The organism is Oscillibacter acetigenes (genome assembly GCF_025567605.1).
Classification (GTDB): Bacteria; Bacillota; Clostridia; order Oscillospirales; family Oscillospiraceae; genus Oscillibacter; species Oscillibacter welbionis.
Genome location: NZ_JAOQKG010000001.1, coordinates 356,032 through 374,853, shown reverse-complemented (window position 1 = coordinate 374,853; position 18,822 = coordinate 356,032). Strand labels below are relative to the sequence as shown.

Genomic DNA, 18,822 nt, shown 5'->3' with positions numbered 1-18,822 from the left:
GTACACATACAGCGTGGCGCTGTCTGCATAGGCTCTGGCCTCAGTGAGGGTGACCCAGCTCTTGGTCTGCGTGTTGTAGCAGGGGACGCTGGCAGGGACCGTGTAGGTCCGGCCGTTCACCGTGACGGCGCCCTTGCCGCTCCAAGCGGTGTTGGGCACGTTCCGCAGCTCGTCAGGATAGACCAGGCTGCCGATCCGCTGGGTGTTTCCAGAGGTGACGATGGTGATGCCCACGATGTCGCCGTTGCGCACCACATAGCCGGTCTCAAAGGTGGGCGTGCTCTTGCCCGCACCGTATTCCACAGACAGCTGGGCATTGCCCTCCCGGTTGCCCTCTTCGTCATAGTTCGCGGTATAGTTGGCGCGGCCGAAGATGTAGCCGCCGCCGATGGCGGAATTCAGCACGATGACCTTCACCCTGCCTGCCCAGTCGGTGCCGGCGTAGGTGATCTGGGAAGCGGGCACGCTGCCGTCCGCGATCTGGGACAGGCTGATGGCGGTGAGGCCGCTGCCGTCGTTCTGGAAGACAACCACATTGTCCGCCAGATTCCGGCTGCCCAGCTTGCGCTCCGCCACATTCAGCTCGCCGGAGACGCCGCCCGTCAGGCGTGTCAGGGACAGGCCGCCCTTCCGGCTGGAGGAGACCCGCACCAGCTGGCCGTTCAGCCGCTCCACATCGCTGGCGGAGAGACTGACCGAGCCCTTCACCTGGATGCCGCAGAGCAGGTCCACCGTGGCGCTTCCGCTGGAGACCTCGGCGATGCCGATGGCATTGCCGGTGGCCGTGTTGCCGCTGGCCGCCACCGCGCCGGCCACCTGATTGTCCTCGGTCAGGAGCAGAGTGATCTGGTCGCCGGGCTTGAACTGGGAGACCGTCTGCATAGCGGTGGGCAGCACGTTGAACTCATAGCCCAGGACCGTGATCTTCGTGGGCTCCTTGGGATTGGGATAACATTCCTCATAGTAGCCGGTAATCCGGGTGTCGCACACGCGGATGGAGTTGGTGGTGCTGGAATAGGTTGCCACGTCGTACTTGCGCATATCCCCGGCCGTGGCGGGCAGGCCGTTCTTGTAGATGGCGTATCCGCTGGTGCCGCCGGCCAGAGAGCTGAAGCCCGAGGTGGACCCCTTCTCATAGATGATGACCGCCTCGTTGGACGTGGTCCCGCCGCCGCCGACGAACACATAGTCCACACCGCCGCCTGCATCCAGATACAGCGTCAGGGAGGTGCCCGCGTTCAGCCAGGAGTAGACCTCGCTCCACACGGACTCCTTGCCGTTGTAGTAGACGCCGGTGTCGTTGTCCATAACGTACTTGGTACCGGTGGTATCCGTCAGCTCCGTGGCCTTGGCCGTGGAGAGGACCACGACCTTGCTGCTGCCCACGGAATCCGGCACAAAGGTCAGGGCTTCATTACCGTTCTTGCTGAGCAGCAGTGTCCCCTTGGTGCCGTTGAGCATGCCGTTGGAGACCTTGCCGTCCGCCAGGGAGTAAACTGCGCCGGAGGCCATCTGCAGCGCCGTTCCGGCGCCCCGCGGTCCGTCAGCCGTGGAGGAGACCAGCATCTGCCCCGTCCGGGTCTCGCCCAGTGTGGCGAGATAGCTGCCGCCCTCTTTCTGGTCCGCCCGAAGCAGATTCAAAAAGAGCTTGGCCGCCTGTCCGCGGGTCAGGCCCTCGTTTCCAGTTCCGCTGACGCCGTCGGTCAGGCCGATGAGCGCGGCTTCCGCCATATAGCTGTCCGGCCAGACGCCGCCGACGTCTTCGTCCTTGTAGCCCAGCATCCGCAGCAGGATGGTCACCGCCTGGCCCACGGTCACCGTGCGGTCGGGGTGGAATTTCCCGTCTGCGTAGCCGGAGATGATGTTTTTGCCCTTGGCGGCCATGTTGATATACGGCGCCGCCCAATAAGAGGGCTTCACATCCGAAAATACCGTGACGGTCCGGTAGCGTCCCAGCTCATTGCTGCCGTTCATGGCGTAGACCGCCATCTTGCAGAACTGCGCCCGGGTGAGGACAGTGCCGGGGCGGAAGGTCCCATCCCCATAGCCGTCCAGCACACCGAGCAGACGCAGGGATTCCACCGCCACTGCCGTGCTCTTGTCCCCGACATCGGAAAATGTGACTGCTGCGGTATTGGCCGCCCCCGCCGGCACCGCCAGCAGGGAAACCGCCATGCACACGGCCAGCAGAAATGTCATGATTCGTCTCTTCATCAGTCTCTCCCTCTCATTCTGCCCGCAGTGCTTCCACGGGCTGGAGCCTGGCGGCCTTTGCCGCCGGATAAATGCCGAACAAAATTCCCAGCGCCACCGACAGCGTAAAGGCGCACAGGGTAATCCACGCCGCCGGGTAGATGGTCATCTGGAACATCAGCCGTCCCACCAGCAGGCTGCCGCCGGTGCCGATGAGGATGCCGATGATGCCGCCGATTCCGCAGAGCATGGCCGCCTCGATGAGGAACTGGATGACGATGCTGCTCCGCTCGGCACCAATGGCCCGGCGGATGCCGATCTCCCGGGTCCGTTCGGTGACGGTCACCAGCATGATGTTCATGATGCCGATGCCGCCCACCAGCAGGCTGATGGCGGCGATACCGCCCAGAATCAGGGAGATCATGCCCATCTGCTTGTTCTGCTCCTGTTGCCAGGAGTTCTCCTGGTCCACCTGGAAGCCGCCTGCGTTGGGATTAACCACTCCCTTCAAAAAGCCGCCGATGCGGGAGCTGGCCTCGATCATGTCCTCGCTGCTGCGGGTCTTCACGATGAACTGCTCCGGTGCGTCGCCGCCCAGCACCCGGCGGGCGGTGTAGGGCAGAATGATGACATTGTCGATCTGGCTGGCGGATGCGCTTTCACCGGTAAGGCGGGGGGCATAGACCCCCACCACCTCAAAGCTCTGCCCGTTGAGCTGGAGCACCTTGCCCACGGGGTCCGCGGCGTCGAAGAAGATCTTTGCCGCCCGGTCCCCCAGCACACATACCTGCTTGTAGCCCCGGATGTCCAACACGGACAGGTCCCGGCCGGAGGCCAGCGTCAGGTTGTTGCAGATGCTGTACTGGTCGCTGCCGTAGTAAATGCTGGGCGGCACGTCGCCGGTGAGATTGCCGTTTTCATCGTAATTATAGCTCATATTGGCGGTGCTCTTGGTCCCGTATACCACCGTGGCGTTGCAGTACGCCTGGGGCGTCACGCCCAGCACATACTCCTTGATGCTGTTGCAGTAGTCGTACAGCGCCGGAAAGTAATCCTGACCCAGGCTGTTGCCATCTTCGTCATACAGGTAGTTCCAGATGTTGACGGTGAGCTTGTTGCTGCCCATGGCCTCGTACTGCTCCATGGTCTTTTCCGTATAGCCGTTGATGGCGGACACGATGGTCATCACCGCCGCGATGCCGATGATGATGCCCAGCATGGTCAGGGCGGACCGGCCCTTTTTGCCCCAGATGGACTTCCACGCCATCTTCACGGCCTGTTGGATATTCAAAGCCAGTCCACCTCCTGCTCCCGGTCCTCAATGATTCTGCCGTCCGCCAGGCGGACGACCCGCCGGGCCGTGGCGGCGATGCCGTTATCATGGGTGATGAGAATGACGGTGCTGCCCTCCTTGTTCAGCTCCTGGAGGAATTTCAGCACCTCCTGCCCAGTGTGGGAGTCCAGTGCGCCGGTGGGCTCGTCGGCCATGATGATGGGAGGCTTGGTGGCGATGGCCCGCGCAATGGCCACCCGCTGCTGCTGGCCACCGGACATCTCCACCGGCCGGTGCTTGATGCGGTTCGCCAGCCCCACCCGGGCCAGGGCCTCCAGGGCCATGTCCCGGCGGTCGTCGGCATTCACCCCCTGGTAGATCAGGGGCAGTTCCACATTTTCCAGCACCGTCAGGCTCTGGATCAGGTTGTACTGCTGAAAGATAAAGCCGATCTGCTTGTTGCGGATGTGGGACAGCTCCTTGTCCGTCAGCTCCCGGACGTCCGTTCCACCCAGGAGATACGTCCCCCGGGTGGGGATGTCCAGGCAGCCCAGCACGTTCATCATGGTGGACTTGCCGGAGCCGGACTGGCCCACCACCGCCACGAACTCGCCCTTTCCGATGGTCAGGGAGACGCCGTCCAGGGCCCGTACCTCGCTCTCCCGCCCTTCGCCATAGATCTTATAGACGTCCCGCAGCTCTACTAAGTTCTTCGCCATGGGCATCAACCCCACGCCTGCAGGGACTGGATCTGTGTGAAGACCTCGGTCCCCTCTTCCACACCGGACTTGATCTCCACATTGGAGTTGTCGGAGATGCCGATCTCCACCGGCACCGCCCAGAAGCCCTCCGGGATCTCCTCGCTCAGGGTGGGCGTCTCAATGGCGTTGTCCGGCCGACTGCCCTTTACAAACACCACGTTCACGGTGGAGCCGTCCTCCTGGGTCACAGTACGCACGCACTGGAGCGGCAGGACCAGGCAGTTGTCATTCTCACTGGCAGTTAGAGTGTAGTCGATATAGCTGTTGACCTGCAGGGTGCCCTCGCTGTTGTCCGCCGAGATGGTGATAGGATAGGTCGCCACGCCGTTGTTCACCGTGCTGGAGAGGCTGACCGTCTCCACGGTGCCGAAGACCGGGGTCCCCCACTGGCTCAGCTCCACCGGCATCCCCGGCTTGATGTAGCTGATGTTCCGCTCGTCCACATTGGCGGTAATCACCACGCTGGAGGTGTCCGAGATGGTCACCACTGCGGTATTTGCAGCGATCTCATCGCCGGGCTGGATGGTCAGGCCGATTACCATGCCGTCAATGGGAGCCTTGGCGTTGCAGTTGGCCAGGTTCTCCTCCGCAGTCTTCAGCTCCTCCCGGGCAGTGTCCAGGTTCTGCTGGATGGTGAAGAGCTGGCTCTCGCTCTCCTCCCCGTCGATGCGCACCAGCACCTGGCCGGGCGCCACCTGCAGGTAGTCCACCAGATTGCTGGAAATCACCGTGCCATCCACCGTGGAAACCAGGTCGCCGGTGCGGTAGTACGCCAGCTTGCCAGCCTCATAGGGGTACACGGTCTCACCGTTCACAGTGGCGGTGGCAGAGGCCACCATATCCGCCGTCAGGGCTCCCTCATTCTCCACGATAATGTCGGCGGAGAAGAGCTTGGACCCCTCCGGCGTGATGCGGCTGACCATGTGGACCGCCTCCACCGTGCCGGGAACGGAGGTCATCAGGGCAGGGATCGAAACATTCACCGTCTGTCCCACCTGCAGGTCGCCCGCATAGGCGTAGCTGTAATGCTGCTCCAGCCGCAGACGGGTATCGTCGGAGAGGACCGCCACCTTCTGGCCCTTGGTGATGGAATCACCGGGATTCAGCGTCACGGTCTCCATCAGCTTGCCGGCATAGCCGGCGGAGAGATTCAGTCCTGCGATGTCTTTCTGGGCCTGGGAGAGCTGTTTCTCATAGCCCTCCACATTGCTCCGGGCCTTCTGCACGGCGGTCTCTGCCGCCGGAGAGTCGATGGTGAACAGCGGCGTGCCGGCAGTCACCGTCTCACCCTCCACCACCAGCACATCCACCACTGTGCCGACAGTGGTGATGGTGATTGTCTCACTGCTCTTGGCCTTGGTCAGGCCGCTGCCCTGGACCGTGGAGGTGATGGAACCGTACTGCACAATGTCGGTGACCACCTCTCCCTCATCGCTGCTCTTGCCGCCCAGCACTTTCAGCAGCACCACCGCGGCGATCACCAGCAGCAGTGCCAGTATGCACAGGCGGATGATCCGGCGCCGCTTCTTCCGCGGGATCGCCTGCCACCGGGCCTTCAGGTTTACGCGCGTCTCCGCGGGGGCGGCGCTGTCCGCCGCCGTCTCCTCCATCGCCGGAGCGGTCGCTTCCTGTTCTACATTCTCCAGGTCTTTGACTTCAGCCATGGTATGTACTCCTCTTCTTGTTCTTCACAGATGCATCAACTGTATTGCTTATAATAGTACAGTATGTAGGGCAAAGCAATAACAAAACAGTTACAGTTTCTCCCGCGGCCTGTATCTCTTGTAACCTGCGGGTATGTGTGAAAAAGTGCTCCCCGGAAGCCGGGGAGCACTTTCAAGGTCATTCAGACCATGGCGGCGCGCCGGGCGCTGAAGCGCTGATAGAGGACGATGCCAACCACCAACACAAAGCCGGCGATGTCGGTGGCCGTGCCGGGGATCATCATACCCAGGCCGCCCACAGCCATGGCCACCCGCAGCAGCGCGGGGATGGGCCGGTACAGGAATCCGTTGAGGGCCGCCGCCACGCCGAAGATGCCCAGCAGGGCGCTGATGCAGATCTGCACCACCTGGAAGGCACCGGTCACATCCACAAAGAGCATCTGGGGGCTGAAAGCGAAGATGTACGGCACGATAAAGGCCGCTATGGCCAGTTTCGTGGCGTTGAACCCTGTCTTCATGGGATCCGCCTTGGCAATGGCGCTGCCGGCATAGGCCGCCAGGGCCACCGGCGGCGTGATGTCCGCCACAATGCCGAAGTAGAACACGAAGAAGTGGGCCGCCATCTTGGTGACACCGATGGAGGGATCCATCAGGATGGGAGCGCAGGTGGCCGCCATGATGCAGTAGTTGGCGGTGGTCGGCACGCCCATGCCCAGCACGATGCAGCAGAGCATGGTCAGCGCCAGGGCGATAATCATGTGGCCGCCGGAGAGGCTGACGATTGTGCTCAACAGCTTGGAGGCCAGGCCCGTCACCGTGATGCAGCCGGAGATAATGCCGGCCACGCCGCAGGCCACCGCCACAGTGATGGAGCCCTTGGCGCCGCCCTCCAGGGCGTCGATGATCTTGCCGAAGGTGAGGAAGTCCTCCCGGTTGCTGCTCTTGCTGGCGATCTCCACCACGTTGTTGACCAGGCCTACGGCCACGGCCGCCACGATTGCGATGGCAGCGGAGAAGGCCATGGTGTACATATTGGTGGAGACCATGACCACCAACAGCACCAGGGGCGCCAGAAGGTAGATCTTGGGCAGCAGCTGGCGCACGCGGGGCAGCTGCTCTCTGGGAATGCCCTTCAGGCCCAGCTTCTTGGCCTCCAGATGGACGGCGATGTAGATGCCGGTGAAGTACAGCACCGCCGGCAGGATGGCCCGCATGGCGATGGTGCCGTAGGGCTCGCCGGTGAACTCTGCCATCAGGAAGGCTGCGGCGCCCATGATGGGGGGCATGATCTGGCCGCCGGTGGAGGCAGCCGCCTCCACGGCGCCGGCGAACTCCGGCTTGTAGCCCGTCTTCTTCATCATGGGGATGGTGACGGAGCCGGTGGTGACGGTGTTGCCCACGGAGGAGCCGGACACCATGCCGCACAGGGCGGAGGAGATGACGGCCACCTTGGCGGGGCCGCCGGGGGCGGCACCGGCCACGGCATTGGCCAGGTTGATGAAGAACTGGGCGATGCCGGTCCTCTCCAGGAAGGCGCCGAAGATGATGAACACCACGATGAACTTGGCGCACACGCTGATGGGGCCGCCGAAGATGCCGTTGAAGGTGTAGAACATGGTGCGGATGACCTGATAGAGGGTCATCTTGAAATCTGCACTGCCGCCCAGGTTGAAGAAGGTGTACACCAGCAGCACACCGGCCACGCACAGGATCGGCAGGCCCACGCACCGGCGGCACAGCTCCACCAGGGCCAGGATACCGATGAGGCCGATAATCATGTACAGGTCGTTCTGCATGACCCGGGCGGACATCTGGACCACGTTCTGGGCATTGACGGCGTAGAAAAAGTAGGCGCCGGGCCCGGCAATCAGCAGCACGATGTCATACCAGGGCATGTGGTTGACCCGCTCGTCCCCTTTTTTGGCCGGGAAGGTCAGGAAGCCGAACAGCAGGATCAGCCCCACGAACATGGGCAGCCGAACCTCCTGCCGGGTGGAAAGGAACACAGTGTCGATGATGCAGTAGGCGGAGAACGCTACCATCAGCCAGCGGATCACCAGCTTCGGCAGACCCTCCCAGACCCGGGTGTTGGACTCCCGGTCGTATTTTTTCATGACCGCCTCCACATCGGCGGCGGTCCCCACGGAGGTATCGTGGGCGCCGGTATCCTCCGGCGGCACAGGCTCCGTCTTGTGTTTCTTGAACAGTGCCATAGGGTCCCCTCTCATTTCGCAAGATATCTTCCAGGCCGGGACCGACCCGAAGTCAAGGAACTACGGCGGAGATTCCGCCGTAGTTCCCGATCAGGCTCCGCCTGAGATCACTTGGTGGGTACGTCAAAGCCCTTTTCGGCGAAGTACTTGGCCGCGCCGGCGTGATAAGGCACCGCGGTGACGCCGGAGGCAAATTCCACATCCAGCTCCCCTGCCTTGTCATGGGCCAGATTGTCCATGTTCTCAAAGATGGTGTAGCAGATGTTGTACACATCATCCTCAGACACATCGTCCCGGGCGATGACGGTGGCTACCACGGCTACGGTCTTGGTCTCCGGCACGCCCTCATAGGTGCCCTCGGGGATGATGTACTCCTCGTAGTAGGGAGAGGACTCCTGGAGCTTGGCAATGTGCTCGTCATCCAGGCCCACCAGATAGGTGTCCTTGGCGGTGGCCAGAGTGGTGATAGCCACGGTGGGGGCGCCTGCCACCACGAAGGCGGCGTCGATCTTGCCGTCCTGCAGGGCGTCGGCGCTGGCGCCGAAGTCCTGGTACTGGGCGTTGATGTCATCCTCTGTCAGGTCATAGGCGGCCAGGATATCCAGGGCGTTGTAGTACACGCCGGAGCCAGAGGCGCCGATGGAGACCGTCTTGCCCTCCAGATCCGCCACGGACTTGATGTCCGGGTCACAGGTGACGATCTGCACCTGCTCCATATACAGAGCAGCGACAGTGGAGAAATCCGCATAGGGGAACCCCTCAAACAGCCGCTCGCCGTTATAGGCGTAGCTCATCACGTCGGACTGGACGAAGCCCAGTTGGGCCACGTTCATCTGCATCTGCTCGATGTTGTCCTGGGAGCCGTTGCTGACCACGGCCGTGACCTTGGTTCCGTTGCCGTTGGTGGTGATGGCCTGCGCCAGCACGCTGCCGAAGCCGTAATAAGTACCCTGGTCGCCGCCGGTGCGGAATTTCAGCTCCGTGCCGGTGCCGGTGACGGAAGAGACGCTCCAGTTGGTCTGGGCAGCCTGCTCAGTGCCGGTGTCGGCGGGGGTATCCGTCTCCTCCGTGGAGGGATTGCCGCCGCAGCCCGTCAGGACCGCCGCCAGCATCAGCGCGGCAAGAAGCAGGGATAAGCACTTTTTCATGTTTCCATTCCTCTTTTCCTGTTAGTCGATACAGCTCGTATGTCGCTTTGCATATCATACCTTATCCTCATTCATTTTACAAGGTTTTTTTTACAATTTTTTAATATTTCTGCAAGTCCAATTTGCACAACCTTCATTTTCCCGTCCCACCTCTCTGAAATGCCGAAAGGCCGGCCCCACCGGGGCCGGCCTTCTGCCGCGTATGCTTATTTGATGACCAAGATGAGCTGGCCGCCCTTGACGGTCTCGCCCTCCTTCACCAGGATCTCCGACACCGTGCCGGACATCCGGGCGGTGATGGCGGTCTCCATCTTCATAGCCTCGATGGTGACCAGGGTCTGGTTCTTCTCCACGGTGTCGCCCACCTTGACGTTGAGCCTGCTCACCGCGCCGGGGATAGAGGAGCCCACCTGGCTCTTGTCCTCCGGGTCCGCCATGGGGACCTTGACAATGTTCTTCTGGGCCTCCTCGTCGGGCACCTGCACATCCCGGCGGATGCCGTTGAGCTCAAAGCTGACGGTGCGCATGCCCTCTTTGTCCACTTCGCCCAACCCTAAGTACTTGATGACCAGGGTCTTGCCGTCGGCGATGTTGACCTTGTTGGTCTCGCCCACCGCCAGACCGTGGAAGAACACATGGCTGCCCAGCCGCATGATGTAGCCGTACTCCTTCTGGTTCTTGACATAATCCTCCACTACCTTGGGATACAGGCAGTAGCTGAGGATGGCCCGCCAGGAGGGATCTGCATCAAAGGACTGCATCTCCCGCTTCTTCTCCTCAAAGTCCACGGGGGGCAGCAGCTCACCGGGACGGCAGGTGATGGGCTTCTTGCCCTTCAGGACCACCCGCTGCAGCTCCTTGGGGAACCCGCCTGCAGGCTGGCCCATCATACCGGAGAAGTAGCTGACAACACTGTCCGGGAAGGCCAGGCTCTCGCCCTTCTCCACGATGTTCTCCGGGGTCAGGTTGTTCTGGGTCATGAAGATGGCCAGGTCACCCACCATCTTGCTGGAGGGCGTCACCTTCACAATGTCGCCCACCATCTCATTGACCTTACGGTAGTTCTCCTTGACCTCCACAAACCGGTCGCCCAGGCCCAGAGACTCCACCTGGGGCTTCAGGTTGGTGTACTGACCGCCGGGGATCTCGTAGCGGTAAATATCCGTGGTATTGTACTCCAGGCCGCCCTCAAAGGAGTCGTAACGCTTACGCACATCCTCCCAGTAATCAGTGAGGGTCTGGAGCCGGTCCAGATCCAGCCCGGTGTCCCGCTCTGTGTCCTTCATGGCCGCCACCACGGCGTTCAGAGAGGGCTGGCTGGTCATGCCTGCCATGGAGCTGATGGCACAGTCCACCGCGTCCACACCGGCCTCGGCGGCCAGCAGCAGCGCCGCCACCTGATTGCCGGTGGTGTCATGGGTGTGGAGCTGGATGGGAATGCCGATCTCCTGCTTCAGGGTGGACACCAGCTTCTTGGCGGCGTAAGGCTTCAGCAGGCCGGACATATCCTTGATGGCAAGCATGTGGGCACCCCGGTGCTCCAGCTCTTTCGCCATCTTCACATAGTAGTCCAAGGTGTACTTGTCCCGCTTGGGATCCAGAATGTCGCCGGTGTAGCAGATGGTGGCCTGGCAGATCTTGTCCTGCTTGAGGACCTCATCCATGGCCACCTCCATGCCGGGGATCCAGTTCAGAGAGTCGAAGATCCGGAACACATCGATGCCGCTGCGGGCGGCCTCCTTGATGAACTCCCGGATCACGTTATCGGGATAGTTGGTATAGCCCACGGCGTTGGCGCCCCGCAGCAGCATCTGCAGCAGCAGGTTGGGGGCCTTCTCCCGGATCAGGTCCAGCCGCTCCCAGGGGGACTCGTGGAGGAAACGGTAGGCCACGTCAAAGGTGGCGCCGCCCCAGCACTCCAGAGAGAAAGCATCCGCCAGGATCTCGCTGGTGCCCTCCATACCCTTGACGATGTCCCGGGTGCGGACCCGGGTGGCCAGCAGGGACTGGTGGGCGTCCCGGCAGGTGGTGTCGCAGATCAGCAGCTTCTTCTGCCCCAGCACCCAGTCCGCCACGGCCTTGGGTCCCTTGGCGTCCAGCATCTGCTTCAGGCCATCGGGCCGGTTGCCGGTGACCGGTGGGAACCGGCAGGGATCGTACATCTTGTGTCCGTCCCGCTCCTTCACCACGATGTTCCCGATGTACTTGAGCATCTTGGTGGCCCGGTCCTGGCCCTCGTTCAGCTCAAACAGCTCCGGCGTCTCGTCGATGAACTTGGTGTGGCAGCCTCCCGCCAGGAAGGTGGGGTTCTGCAGGATGTTGGAGATGAAGGCGATATTGGTCTTGACGCCCCGGATGTGGATCTCCCGGATGGCCCGTCCGGCCTTCAGGCACACGCCCTGAAAGGTGTTATCCCAGGTGGTGACCTTCAGCAGCAGGGAGTCATAGTAGGGGGAGATCTCGCTGCCCACGCCGGCGGTGGCCGCGTCCAGCCGGACGCCGAAGCCGCCGGGAGACCGGTAGGAGGTGATCTTGCCGGTGTCGGGAGCGAAGTTGTTGGACGGGTCCTCGGTGGTGACGCGGCACTGGATGGCGTAGCCGTTCAGGTGCAGGTCACTCTGCTTCCTGATGCCGATGCGGGGATCGCTGAGAGGACAGCCCTCGGCGATCAGAATCTGAGAGCGCACCAGGTCCACGCCCGTCACCATCTCGGTGACGGTGTGCTCCACCTGGATACGGGGGTTCATCTCGATGAAGTAGTGGTGCCCTTCCCTGTCCACCAGGAACTCCAGGGTGCCGGCGTTCACATAGCCCACGTGCTTTGCGATCTTCACCGCGTCTTCATACAGGGCCTGACGGATCTTCTTGTCCACGGAGAAGGCGGGGCTGAACTCCACCACCTTCTGATAGCGCCGCTGGAGAGAGCAATCCCGCTCGAACAGGTGGACCACGTTGCCCTCCTCGTCGCCCAGCACCTGCACTTCGATGTGCTTGGGCTCCACCAGGAACTTCTCCATGAAGATGTCGTCATTGCCGAAGGCCTTCTTGGCCTCCGCCTTCACCAGATCGAAGTTGGTGCCCACCTCTTCCACGGTGTCACACCGGCGCATACCGCGGCCGCCGCCGCCGGCGGCCGCCTTGAGAATGACGGGGAAGCCGAACTCCATAGCCAGCTTCTGAGCAGCCTCCCGGCTCTTCAGGGGCTCTGTGGTGCCGGGGGTGGTGGGTACGCCGCAGGCCACGGCGATCTGCTTGGCGGACAGCTTGTCGCCCATCAGGTCCAGAACCTGGGAGGAGGGGCCGATGAACTTGATGCCCGCAGCCTCGCAGGCCCGGGCAAAATCCGCGTTCTCACTGAGGAAACCATAACCGGGGTGAATGGCATCGGCGCCGTGCTTCTTAGCCAGCTCGATGATCCGGGGGATGTCCAGATAGGCGCCCAGGGGGCTCTCGTTCTCTCCGATCAGATAGGACTCGTCCGCGGCGGTGCGGAAGAGGCTGTATACGTCCTCATTGGAGTAGATGGCAATGGTCTGGAGGCCCAGGTCGTGGCAGGCCCGGAAGATCCGCATGGCGATCTCGCCCCGGTTGGCGACCAGGACCTTCTTGAATGCTTGGCTCATATATCGTTCCTCCTTCTCTCCGCCGGCAGGCGGGAATCTTTTGGTTCAGCTTAGTATACACCAACCCCGCCGCCGGTTGCAACGGCTTCCAGCCCGGATTTGTCAATTTTATCCCGCCGTCATATTTTGAGCCTGGCTGATGGGGCGCTTTGTCTATTTCAGCAGGTCTTATGTCTGCTATCAGCGGCACTGCGGCCCGCCGGGGGCACAAAAAAGACGGCGCCCTCAGGGCGCCGTCTCCGGCTCATCTCAGGCGGTCCTGCCAGCGGCTGCGAAGCTGAACCACCCCCGGGCGTCCCGCAGGACACCGGAGAAGCCGTCCCGCAGTGTCCAGCCCGTCACGCTGGTGTAGAGGGGCGCCACGGCCCCCTCCTCCAGCAGCAGGGCCTCCGCATCGTGGAGGCAGCCCATCCGGGCCTCCCCCTCCTCCGCGCCGGCGATGACCGACAGCAGGGTATCATAGGCGCTGTTGGCGTATTTACCCAGGTTCTCCGGCTTATCGGAGCCCCACTGCATCAAAAAGCACTCCGCATCGTTGCCCAAAGCCCGGATCTCCGTTCCTGCCAGGGTGAAGGTCCCCTCCTGCAGGGCGGTGTCCAGCTCTTCCCGGCTGACGCCGCGGGCCGTCACCTGGAGGCCCAGGGCGCTCTGCCAGGCGTCCACCAGCGCCTGGGCCACGGCGGCGCCGTTCCCCTCGTCCACGTAGAGATATTCCAGCTCCCCCAGGTCCCGGGCGTCGGCGTATCCGGCCTCCGCCAGCAGGCCGCGGGCCTCCTCCGCCAGCTCGTCCCGGTGCGCGGGGTCGTTGTCCAGCAGCACGCCGCCATCTGTACGGAAATCCTGCTCCCCGCTCCCCGGCACGCCGGGAGGGATCAGGCCCTCAGCGGCATACGCCGTGGCGCCCGCCGCCTCAGCAGCGGCAGAACGGTCCGCCGTCAGAGTCAGCGCCCGACGGACCCGGGCATCCATCAGCGTATCCTGCGCGCAGTTGAACACCACCGCCTGAACGCTCAGCTCCCGCGCCAGGGTCCGGCTCTCCGCCTCGATCAAGGCCGTCAGCTGCTCCGCCGGGAGGATGCCCAGGAAATCCACCTCCCCGGCGTCGTAGAGGTCCTGTCCCGCCTCTGCGGTCTCCGCAAATCGGAACGTCAGGGTCTGCGGCCCGGAGAAACTGTTGCGGTAGGTCTCGCTGGCCTCCAGGGTCAGCGCCTCACCAGCCTCATACCCGCTCACCTGATACGGCCCGTTGGTCACAAGGCCCGTAAGGTCGTTCCACCAAGGGGCCGCCTCCGCCGGCTCCGCCGCTGCTTCGGCGGTCTCCCCGTCAGCGGCAGCGGTCTCCTCCTGCAGCAAGTCCTGCCGCAGAGGCATGGTGGCGGGCGCAGTGCAGACCTCCGTCAAAAACCAGTCGAACTTTCCGTTCAGCACCACCACCAGGGTGCTGTCATCCTCCGCCGTCACCTGCAGCAGCGACACGTCGCCGGTCTCCCGCACGGCGTCGTAGCCTGCTACCACGGACAGCAGCGACGCGCTGGGGGAATCGTTGGCCGGATCGGCCAGCCGCTGCCAGGCAAAGACAAAGTCCCCGGCCCGGACCGCCCGGCCGTCGGACCACTCGGCCTTCCGCAGCTTGAAGGTCCAGGTCACGGTGCCGTCGGCATTCTCCTCCGTACTGACGCTCTTGGCTGCGCCGTTCGTCACCGTGGTCCCGCCGGAGCCGTCTCCTGTTTTCCGCATCAGATTTTCATACAGGTGGACCAGGACGGTCTGGTCCGCCGTCTCTGTGGCGTAGATGGGATCCAGCTCCTCCGGCGCGCCGCCCACGCAGACGGAGAGGGCCGGCCCCTCCCCGCTTCCGCCGCAGCCGGTCAGGCTGAGAGCCAGCAGCGCCGCCGCCAAGAACAGCGCCCACCGGCGCTTCCAATTCTTCATATCGTCGTTCCTCCCGCTCTGGAGTCTAAAACGGGCACCCCTGCCGGGCACCCCTGCATATCAAAGGACCTGGTCTATTATAAAGATTATCAGGCAGCTTGTAAAGTTACGAGCCCTCAAAAAGTAACAAATAATTACAAAATTAAAAATTTATTCACAAATCACAGCAAGAACTCGAAAATGCCCTGTCTCCCAGCCGGAACCAGTGGCGTGAAAAGCGCCGGGCGCGGATTTCCGCGTCCGGCGTTCAAAGCCGTTTTCACGCTGTGGTCAGGCGGCCGTCCTCGTCGAACTTCACCGGAACGATCTCGTTCCGGGTCTTCTGGGCGATATCGTCAATCCGCATCTTGGCAGGATAGTCGGAGATGAAAGTCACTGCCACGCCCTGCCGCCTGGCCCGGCCGGTCCGGCCGATCCGGTGGACGTAGTCCTGGTTTTCGTCCGGCACGTCGCAGTTGAACACGATGTCCACATCATCCACGTCGATGCCACGGGCCGCCACGTCGGTGGAGACGAACACCCGCAGCTCGCCCCGGCGGAACTTCTCCATCACCTGCTCCCGCTTCCGCTGGGGAATATCGCCGTGGATGCACTCCGCGTCGATGCCCCGCATCTGCAGGAACTTGGTGATCCGCTCTGTGGAGCCCTTGGTGTTGCAGAAGGCCATGCACCGGTCGAAACCCGTCTCGTTCAGAATCTTTTCAATGGCGTCTGCCTTACCGTCGTGGGGCACGTCCATGCGGAACTGCTTGATGTCCGGCTTGTTCTGCTCATCCTCCCGGACGGTAATCTCCGCCGCGTCCCGCTGGTACACCCAGGCGATGTCCATGACCTCCCGGGAGATAGTGGCGGAGAAGAGTCCCAGGTTCTTCCGCTTGTTCATCTTGTCCAGCAGGCGGGTCACGTCATGGATGAAGCCCATGTCCAGCATCCGGTCCGCCTCGTCCAGCACCACGGTCTGCGCCGTGTCCACCCGGACGGTGCGGCGCTTCATGTGGTCGGAAAGCCGTCCCGGCGTGGCCACCACGATCTGGGGGTGCTTCTTCAGCGTGTCGATCTGCCGGCCGATAGGGGCGCCGCCATAGAGGCACACCGTCCGCACGCCGGGCTTGAAGGCTGCCAGGTCCCGAATCTCGTCGGTGATCTGGATGGCCAGCTCCCGGGTGGGGGCCAGGATTACCGCCTGGACGCTCTCGTCCTCCGGGTCCACATGCTCCACGATGGGGATGCCGTAGGCAAAGGTCTTGCCGGTGCCGGTGGGGGCCTTGGCGATCACATCCTGCCAGTCCATCATAGGCGGGATGCAGCCTGCCTGGACCGGGGTGGACACCTCAATGTTGCGTTTTTCAATGGCGCGTATGATCTCCGGCGACAGGTGCAGGCTGTCGAACCGGACGCCTTCCGTAAATTCCATGGCTCTCTTCCTCTTTCGTTTATCCGTTGGCCTGGCCGGCGCGGCTGCGCCCGTAGATCATGGGCACTACCAGGACTACCAGTGCCAGCAGGGCTGAGAAGAACGTGGTCTCGCTGGTCACCATAGCGCCGGCGGCCACCACCAGGCCCGCCAGCATCCAAAGCCAGCCGGCAAACCGGTGGACCTCTTTCCACAACGGCGGATTGTTTACCGTAAAGGAGAACCGCAGGGCCAGCTTGGCATCCTCCGTGCAGTCGAACATGTGGGAGCCCAGCAGCATCAGCACCAGACCCAGAATGCAGGGCGTGTAGAAGTTCAGACTTAGCCCCTGGCCGGAAGTCTCCAAAATGGCGCCGCTGCAGAACAGCAGGGAAATGGTTGGAAAGCCCCAGCGCCCCATGAGCCGGTTAAACGCCGGTGGGATCTTCATCCGCTTTTGATACTGCAGCAGCATGAACTGCGCGACAGCCTCCAGCAGGCACATCAAACCGGGCAGGAGGAGCGCCACCGCCCACCGGGGCAGGGAGTCATCCTGGCCGCCGGGGCCGATCAGGCCGGTCTCCACAATCTCCGGGATCCGGTCCCACATCCGCACGCCCAGGATCATTGGCAGGGCGCAGGCCGTCAGCGTCACGATCAGCAGCGCCCGCTGCTTTTCCGGCGACAGGTGCTTTCCAAATATCTCAGCCCCCCGGATTTCCAGGTCGCGGGGCAGGGCCTCTCTCTTTTTTCGGTTGCTCATAGTCAGCCGGGTCCTCCTTCTGGGGTCCGCAGGCAGATCGCTCTGCCGTCAAAATTTTTCTTTTCTCCGGGCTTCCTATGGACTGCGCCGGGGGAAACGGGTATTATTATATATGGAAAATACGCTTTTGTAAAGCACTGTCAAGGAAAACGCCCGTCCATGCGGAGCAGCCCCGCCCGGCCGCTCCTTGCTCTCCCGGAGAAAAGCAGTCCCGGAATATGTTCGCATTTCCCCGCATTCCTCCGTTTTTTGAGTAAATTTGTCTTATAATTGTAGTAAAATTTTGTATTGTGCCCCGTAAGATTCACAAATTTTATGGTACATTGTAAGAACCAGAAAGCTCCAGAGCGGATACGGAGGTGCCACGTGAACGGCGGAATGGATTATGTACGCATTTTGCGGGACCTGCGGGAAGATGCTGACAAGACCCAGACCCAGATCGCTGAGGTGCTCGGAACATCCCAGACGATGTACGCCCGCTATGAGCGCGGGGCCAACGAGCTTCCGATCCATCATCTGATCACGTTGAGCAAATACTACGGGGTCAGTACGGACTACCTGCTGGGTCTCAGCAAGGAACGCTGAAACGCGGACAGGGAGAGCTCCCTGTCCGCGTTTTTCAGGTTTCTTCAATCTGCCGGGGCAATCTCCTGTGCTTTTGCCTCGACCACGCTGCTCTCGTCGGCATCGGGCAGGTCCGCGGTAAAGTGATCTGCTGCCTGCCCGGTCATGGTGCCGGAAAACTCTGTAAGCCCGTTGTCGCCGCTGACAGTCTCATAGCTGGTGCCGTCCCCGTTGTCCTGGGACACAGTCCACCGGTCCAGGTCGCCAGTGACGTCAATGGTGACAGTCCGGGTCTCCCGGCTGCCGTCCTCATGCACCACATCCATATCGTAGGCGTAGTGATAGGCACCCGCGGTCTCCATGGCCTCGGTGATGTCAATCTCCTCACCCTGAGCGTGGAGGATCAGCCGGCCGTTCTCCTTGGTGACCGGCTCCCCGGCCGCTACGGTGACATACACCTCGTTGCCCTGGTTATCCTGGGCTAGGTACTGATTTCCGGATGTCCAGACGATGGTGAACTGCCGGAAGAACTCCCCGTCCGTGGCCACGTTCACTGCCCCGGCGGTGACGGCCAGCGCCATCACCATGGCAGCGGCAATGGCCGCGCCCCGCAGGACCCGGGGCATCCGCTTTCTGTGCTTCATCTCCTGCATTTTCTGAAAAACCTCCTGTTTGGCTTGGTCGGAGGCACGGAGATGGGAAAAGGTCTCCTGGTACAGTCTCTTGTCGATCATGACTCTGCCTCCTGTAAGATCAGTTTCAGCTTCCCCCTGGCCCGCATGAGCCAGGTCTGCACGGTGGACGGATTGGCCCCCATGGCCGCCGCGATCTCCTGTACGGAGCAGTCTTCGTAGTAGTAGAGATACACCGCGGCCCGGTATTTGGGCGGCAGGCCCATCACGTGCTGGTAGAGCTCACTCTGCTGCGGCGTGTCGAACACCGGCTCCCCGGCCTCCTCCAGAGGCCCGGTCCGCCTGCGCCACGGAGAGCGGAGCAGCTTCTTGCTCTCGTTCACCGCCACCCGGACGACCCAGTACCGCTCATGCTCCGGCGACCGGAAGGGCTTTCGCTCCAGATAGAGCTTCAGCAGCGTCTCCTGCATCACGTCCTCCGCGTCGGCGCGGTTTTTCAAATAGCTGTATGCCAGCCGGAACACGGTGTCGCCATAGCGCTCCACCGCCCCCTCGAATGCCGCGTCTGTCAATCTCATCACACCTTGCTGTTGGGATGGGCGGCAGCGCCGCCCGGAAAGGCCTTTCTATCGGGAATATCCCTCACTGGGGTGAAATATCTCA

General features: G+C 62.3%; 13 protein-coding genes. 1 reads left to right on the top strand and 12 read right to left on the bottom strand.

Features of this window, described 5'->3' with window-relative positions; all coding sequences use genetic code 11:
* The 10 genes from OCV80_RS01890 to OCV80_RS01845 form a co-directional block, all read right to left on the bottom strand.
* Positions 1 to 2,214, bottom strand: a 2,214-nt coding sequence (locus OCV80_RS01890) for an S-layer homology domain-containing protein (RefSeq protein WP_267288160.1), incomplete at its 3' end; no start/stop codon positions are given.
* Positions 2,215 to 2,227: 13 nt separating this feature from the next.
* Complete coding sequence (locus OCV80_RS01885; protein WP_025544359.1) at positions 2,228 to 3,484, bottom strand: ABC transporter permease; 1,257 nt, start codon at positions 3,482 to 3,484, stop codon at positions 2,228 to 2,230.
* Positions 3,481 to 4,185 carry an ABC transporter ATP-binding protein gene (locus OCV80_RS01880; RefSeq protein ID WP_036629681.1) on the bottom strand — a complete coding sequence of 235 codons (705 nt, stop codon included), beginning with the start codon at positions 4,183 to 4,185 and terminating at the stop codon, positions 3,481 to 3,483. Before OCV80_RS01880 ends, OCV80_RS01885 begins: the two co-directional genes overlap by 4 nt.
* Positions 4,186 to 4,190: 5 nt before the next feature.
* Positions 4,191 to 5,891 (bottom strand): HlyD family efflux transporter periplasmic adaptor subunit, encoded by a 1,701-nt coding sequence (locus OCV80_RS01875; protein ID WP_267288159.1) that lies wholly within the window; start codon positions 5,889 to 5,891, stop codon positions 4,191 to 4,193.
* 182 nt (positions 5,892 to 6,073) lie between these two features.
* Positions 6,074 to 8,104: a TRAP transporter permease gene (locus OCV80_RS01870; RefSeq protein WP_083490965.1), complete on the bottom strand. Its 2,031-nt coding sequence runs from the start codon at positions 8,102 to 8,104 to the stop codon at positions 6,074 to 6,076.
* A 107-nt stretch (positions 8,105 to 8,211) separates the two neighbouring features.
* A complete protein-coding gene (locus tag OCV80_RS01865) occupies positions 8,212 to 9,252 on the bottom strand; it encodes a TAXI family TRAP transporter solute-binding subunit (RefSeq protein ID WP_136891008.1) in 1,041 nt (346 codons plus the stop codon).
* 206 nt (positions 9,253 to 9,458) lie between these two features.
* On the bottom strand, positions 9,459 to 12,875 hold the full coding sequence (locus tag OCV80_RS01860) for a pyruvate carboxylase (protein WP_136891009.1): 3,417 nt from the start codon (positions 12,873 to 12,875) through the stop codon (positions 9,459 to 9,461).
* A 249-nt stretch (positions 12,876 to 13,124) separates the two neighbouring features.
* Complete coding sequence (locus tag OCV80_RS01855) at positions 13,125 to 14,807, bottom strand: peptide ABC transporter substrate-binding protein (RefSeq protein ID WP_267288158.1); 1,683 nt, start codon at positions 14,805 to 14,807, stop codon at positions 13,125 to 13,127.
* Between the two features lie 259 nt (positions 14,808 to 15,066).
* Positions 15,067 to 16,221 carry a DEAD/DEAH box helicase gene (locus OCV80_RS01850; protein ID WP_021748111.1) on the bottom strand — a complete coding sequence of 385 codons (1,155 nt, stop codon included), beginning with the start codon at positions 16,219 to 16,221 and terminating at the stop codon, positions 15,067 to 15,069.
* A gap of 19 nt (positions 16,222 to 16,240) precedes the next feature.
* Positions 16,241 to 16,963, bottom strand: a complete 723-nt coding sequence (locus OCV80_RS01845) for an SdpI family protein (protein WP_021748112.1) — start codon at positions 16,961 to 16,963, stop codon at positions 16,241 to 16,243.
* Between the two features lie 378 nt (positions 16,964 to 17,341).
* Between OCV80_RS01845 and OCV80_RS01840 the strand changes: the two genes are divergently transcribed.
* The gene (locus tag OCV80_RS01840) at positions 17,342 to 17,548 is read left to right on the top strand and encodes a helix-turn-helix domain-containing protein (RefSeq protein ID WP_021748114.1); all 207 of its coding nucleotides are present in this window, start codon (positions 17,342 to 17,344) and stop codon (positions 17,546 to 17,548) included.
* A gap of 44 nt (positions 17,549 to 17,592) precedes the next feature.
* Here the strand turns inward: OCV80_RS01840 and OCV80_RS01835 are convergent, their stop codons facing one another.
* The gene (locus OCV80_RS01835; RefSeq protein WP_025544070.1) at positions 17,593 to 18,261 is read right to left on the bottom strand and encodes a hypothetical protein; all 669 of its coding nucleotides are present in this window, start codon (positions 18,259 to 18,261) and stop codon (positions 17,593 to 17,595) included.
* Complete coding sequence (locus OCV80_RS01830; RefSeq protein WP_021748116.1) at positions 18,258 to 18,737, bottom strand: RNA polymerase sigma factor; 480 nt, start codon at positions 18,735 to 18,737, stop codon at positions 18,258 to 18,260. Before OCV80_RS01830 ends, OCV80_RS01835 begins: the two co-directional genes overlap by 4 nt.
* Positions 18,738 to 18,822: the final 85 nt, after the last annotated feature.

Excerpts from the sequence above, each read along its gene's own strand:
- OCV80_RS01880 (WP_036629681.1), bottom strand. The coding sequence starts at position 4,185 with ATGGCGAAGAACTTAGTAGAGCTGCGGGACGTCTATAAGATCTATGGC.
- OCV80_RS01875 (WP_267288159.1), bottom strand. The coding sequence starts at position 5,891 with ATGGCTGAAGTCAAAGACCTGGAGAATGTAGAACAGGAAGCGACCGCT.
- OCV80_RS01870 (WP_083490965.1), bottom strand. The coding sequence starts at position 8,104 with ATGGCACTGTTCAAGAAACACAAGACGGAGCCTGTGCCGCCGGAGGAT.
- OCV80_RS01865 (WP_136891008.1), bottom strand. The coding sequence starts at position 9,252 with ATGAAAAAGTGCTTATCCCTGCTTCTTGCCGCGCTGATGCTGGCGGCG.
- OCV80_RS01860 (WP_136891009.1), bottom strand. The coding sequence starts at position 12,875 with ATGAGCCAAGCATTCAAGAAGGTCCTGGTCGCCAACCGGGGCGAGATC.
- OCV80_RS01855 (WP_267288158.1), bottom strand. The coding sequence starts at position 14,807 with ATGAAGAATTGGAAGCGCCGGTGGGCGCTGTTCTTGGCGGCGGCGCTG.
- OCV80_RS01850 (WP_021748111.1), bottom strand. The coding sequence starts at position 16,221 with ATGGAATTTACGGAAGGCGTCCGGTTCGACAGCCTGCACCTGTCGCCG.
- OCV80_RS01845 (WP_021748112.1), bottom strand. The coding sequence starts at position 16,963 with ATGAGCAACCGAAAAAAGAGAGAGGCCCTGCCCCGCGACCTGGAAATC.
- OCV80_RS01840 (WP_021748114.1), top strand. The coding sequence starts at position 17,342 with ATGGATTATGTACGCATTTTGCGGGACCTGCGGGAAGATGCTGACAAG.
- OCV80_RS01835 (WP_025544070.1), bottom strand. The coding sequence starts at position 18,261 with ATGATCGACAAGAGACTGTACCAGGAGACCTTTTCCCATCTCCGTGCC.
- OCV80_RS01830 (WP_021748116.1), bottom strand. The coding sequence starts at position 18,737 with ATGAGATTGACAGACGCGGCATTCGAGGGGGCGGTGGAGCGCTATGGC.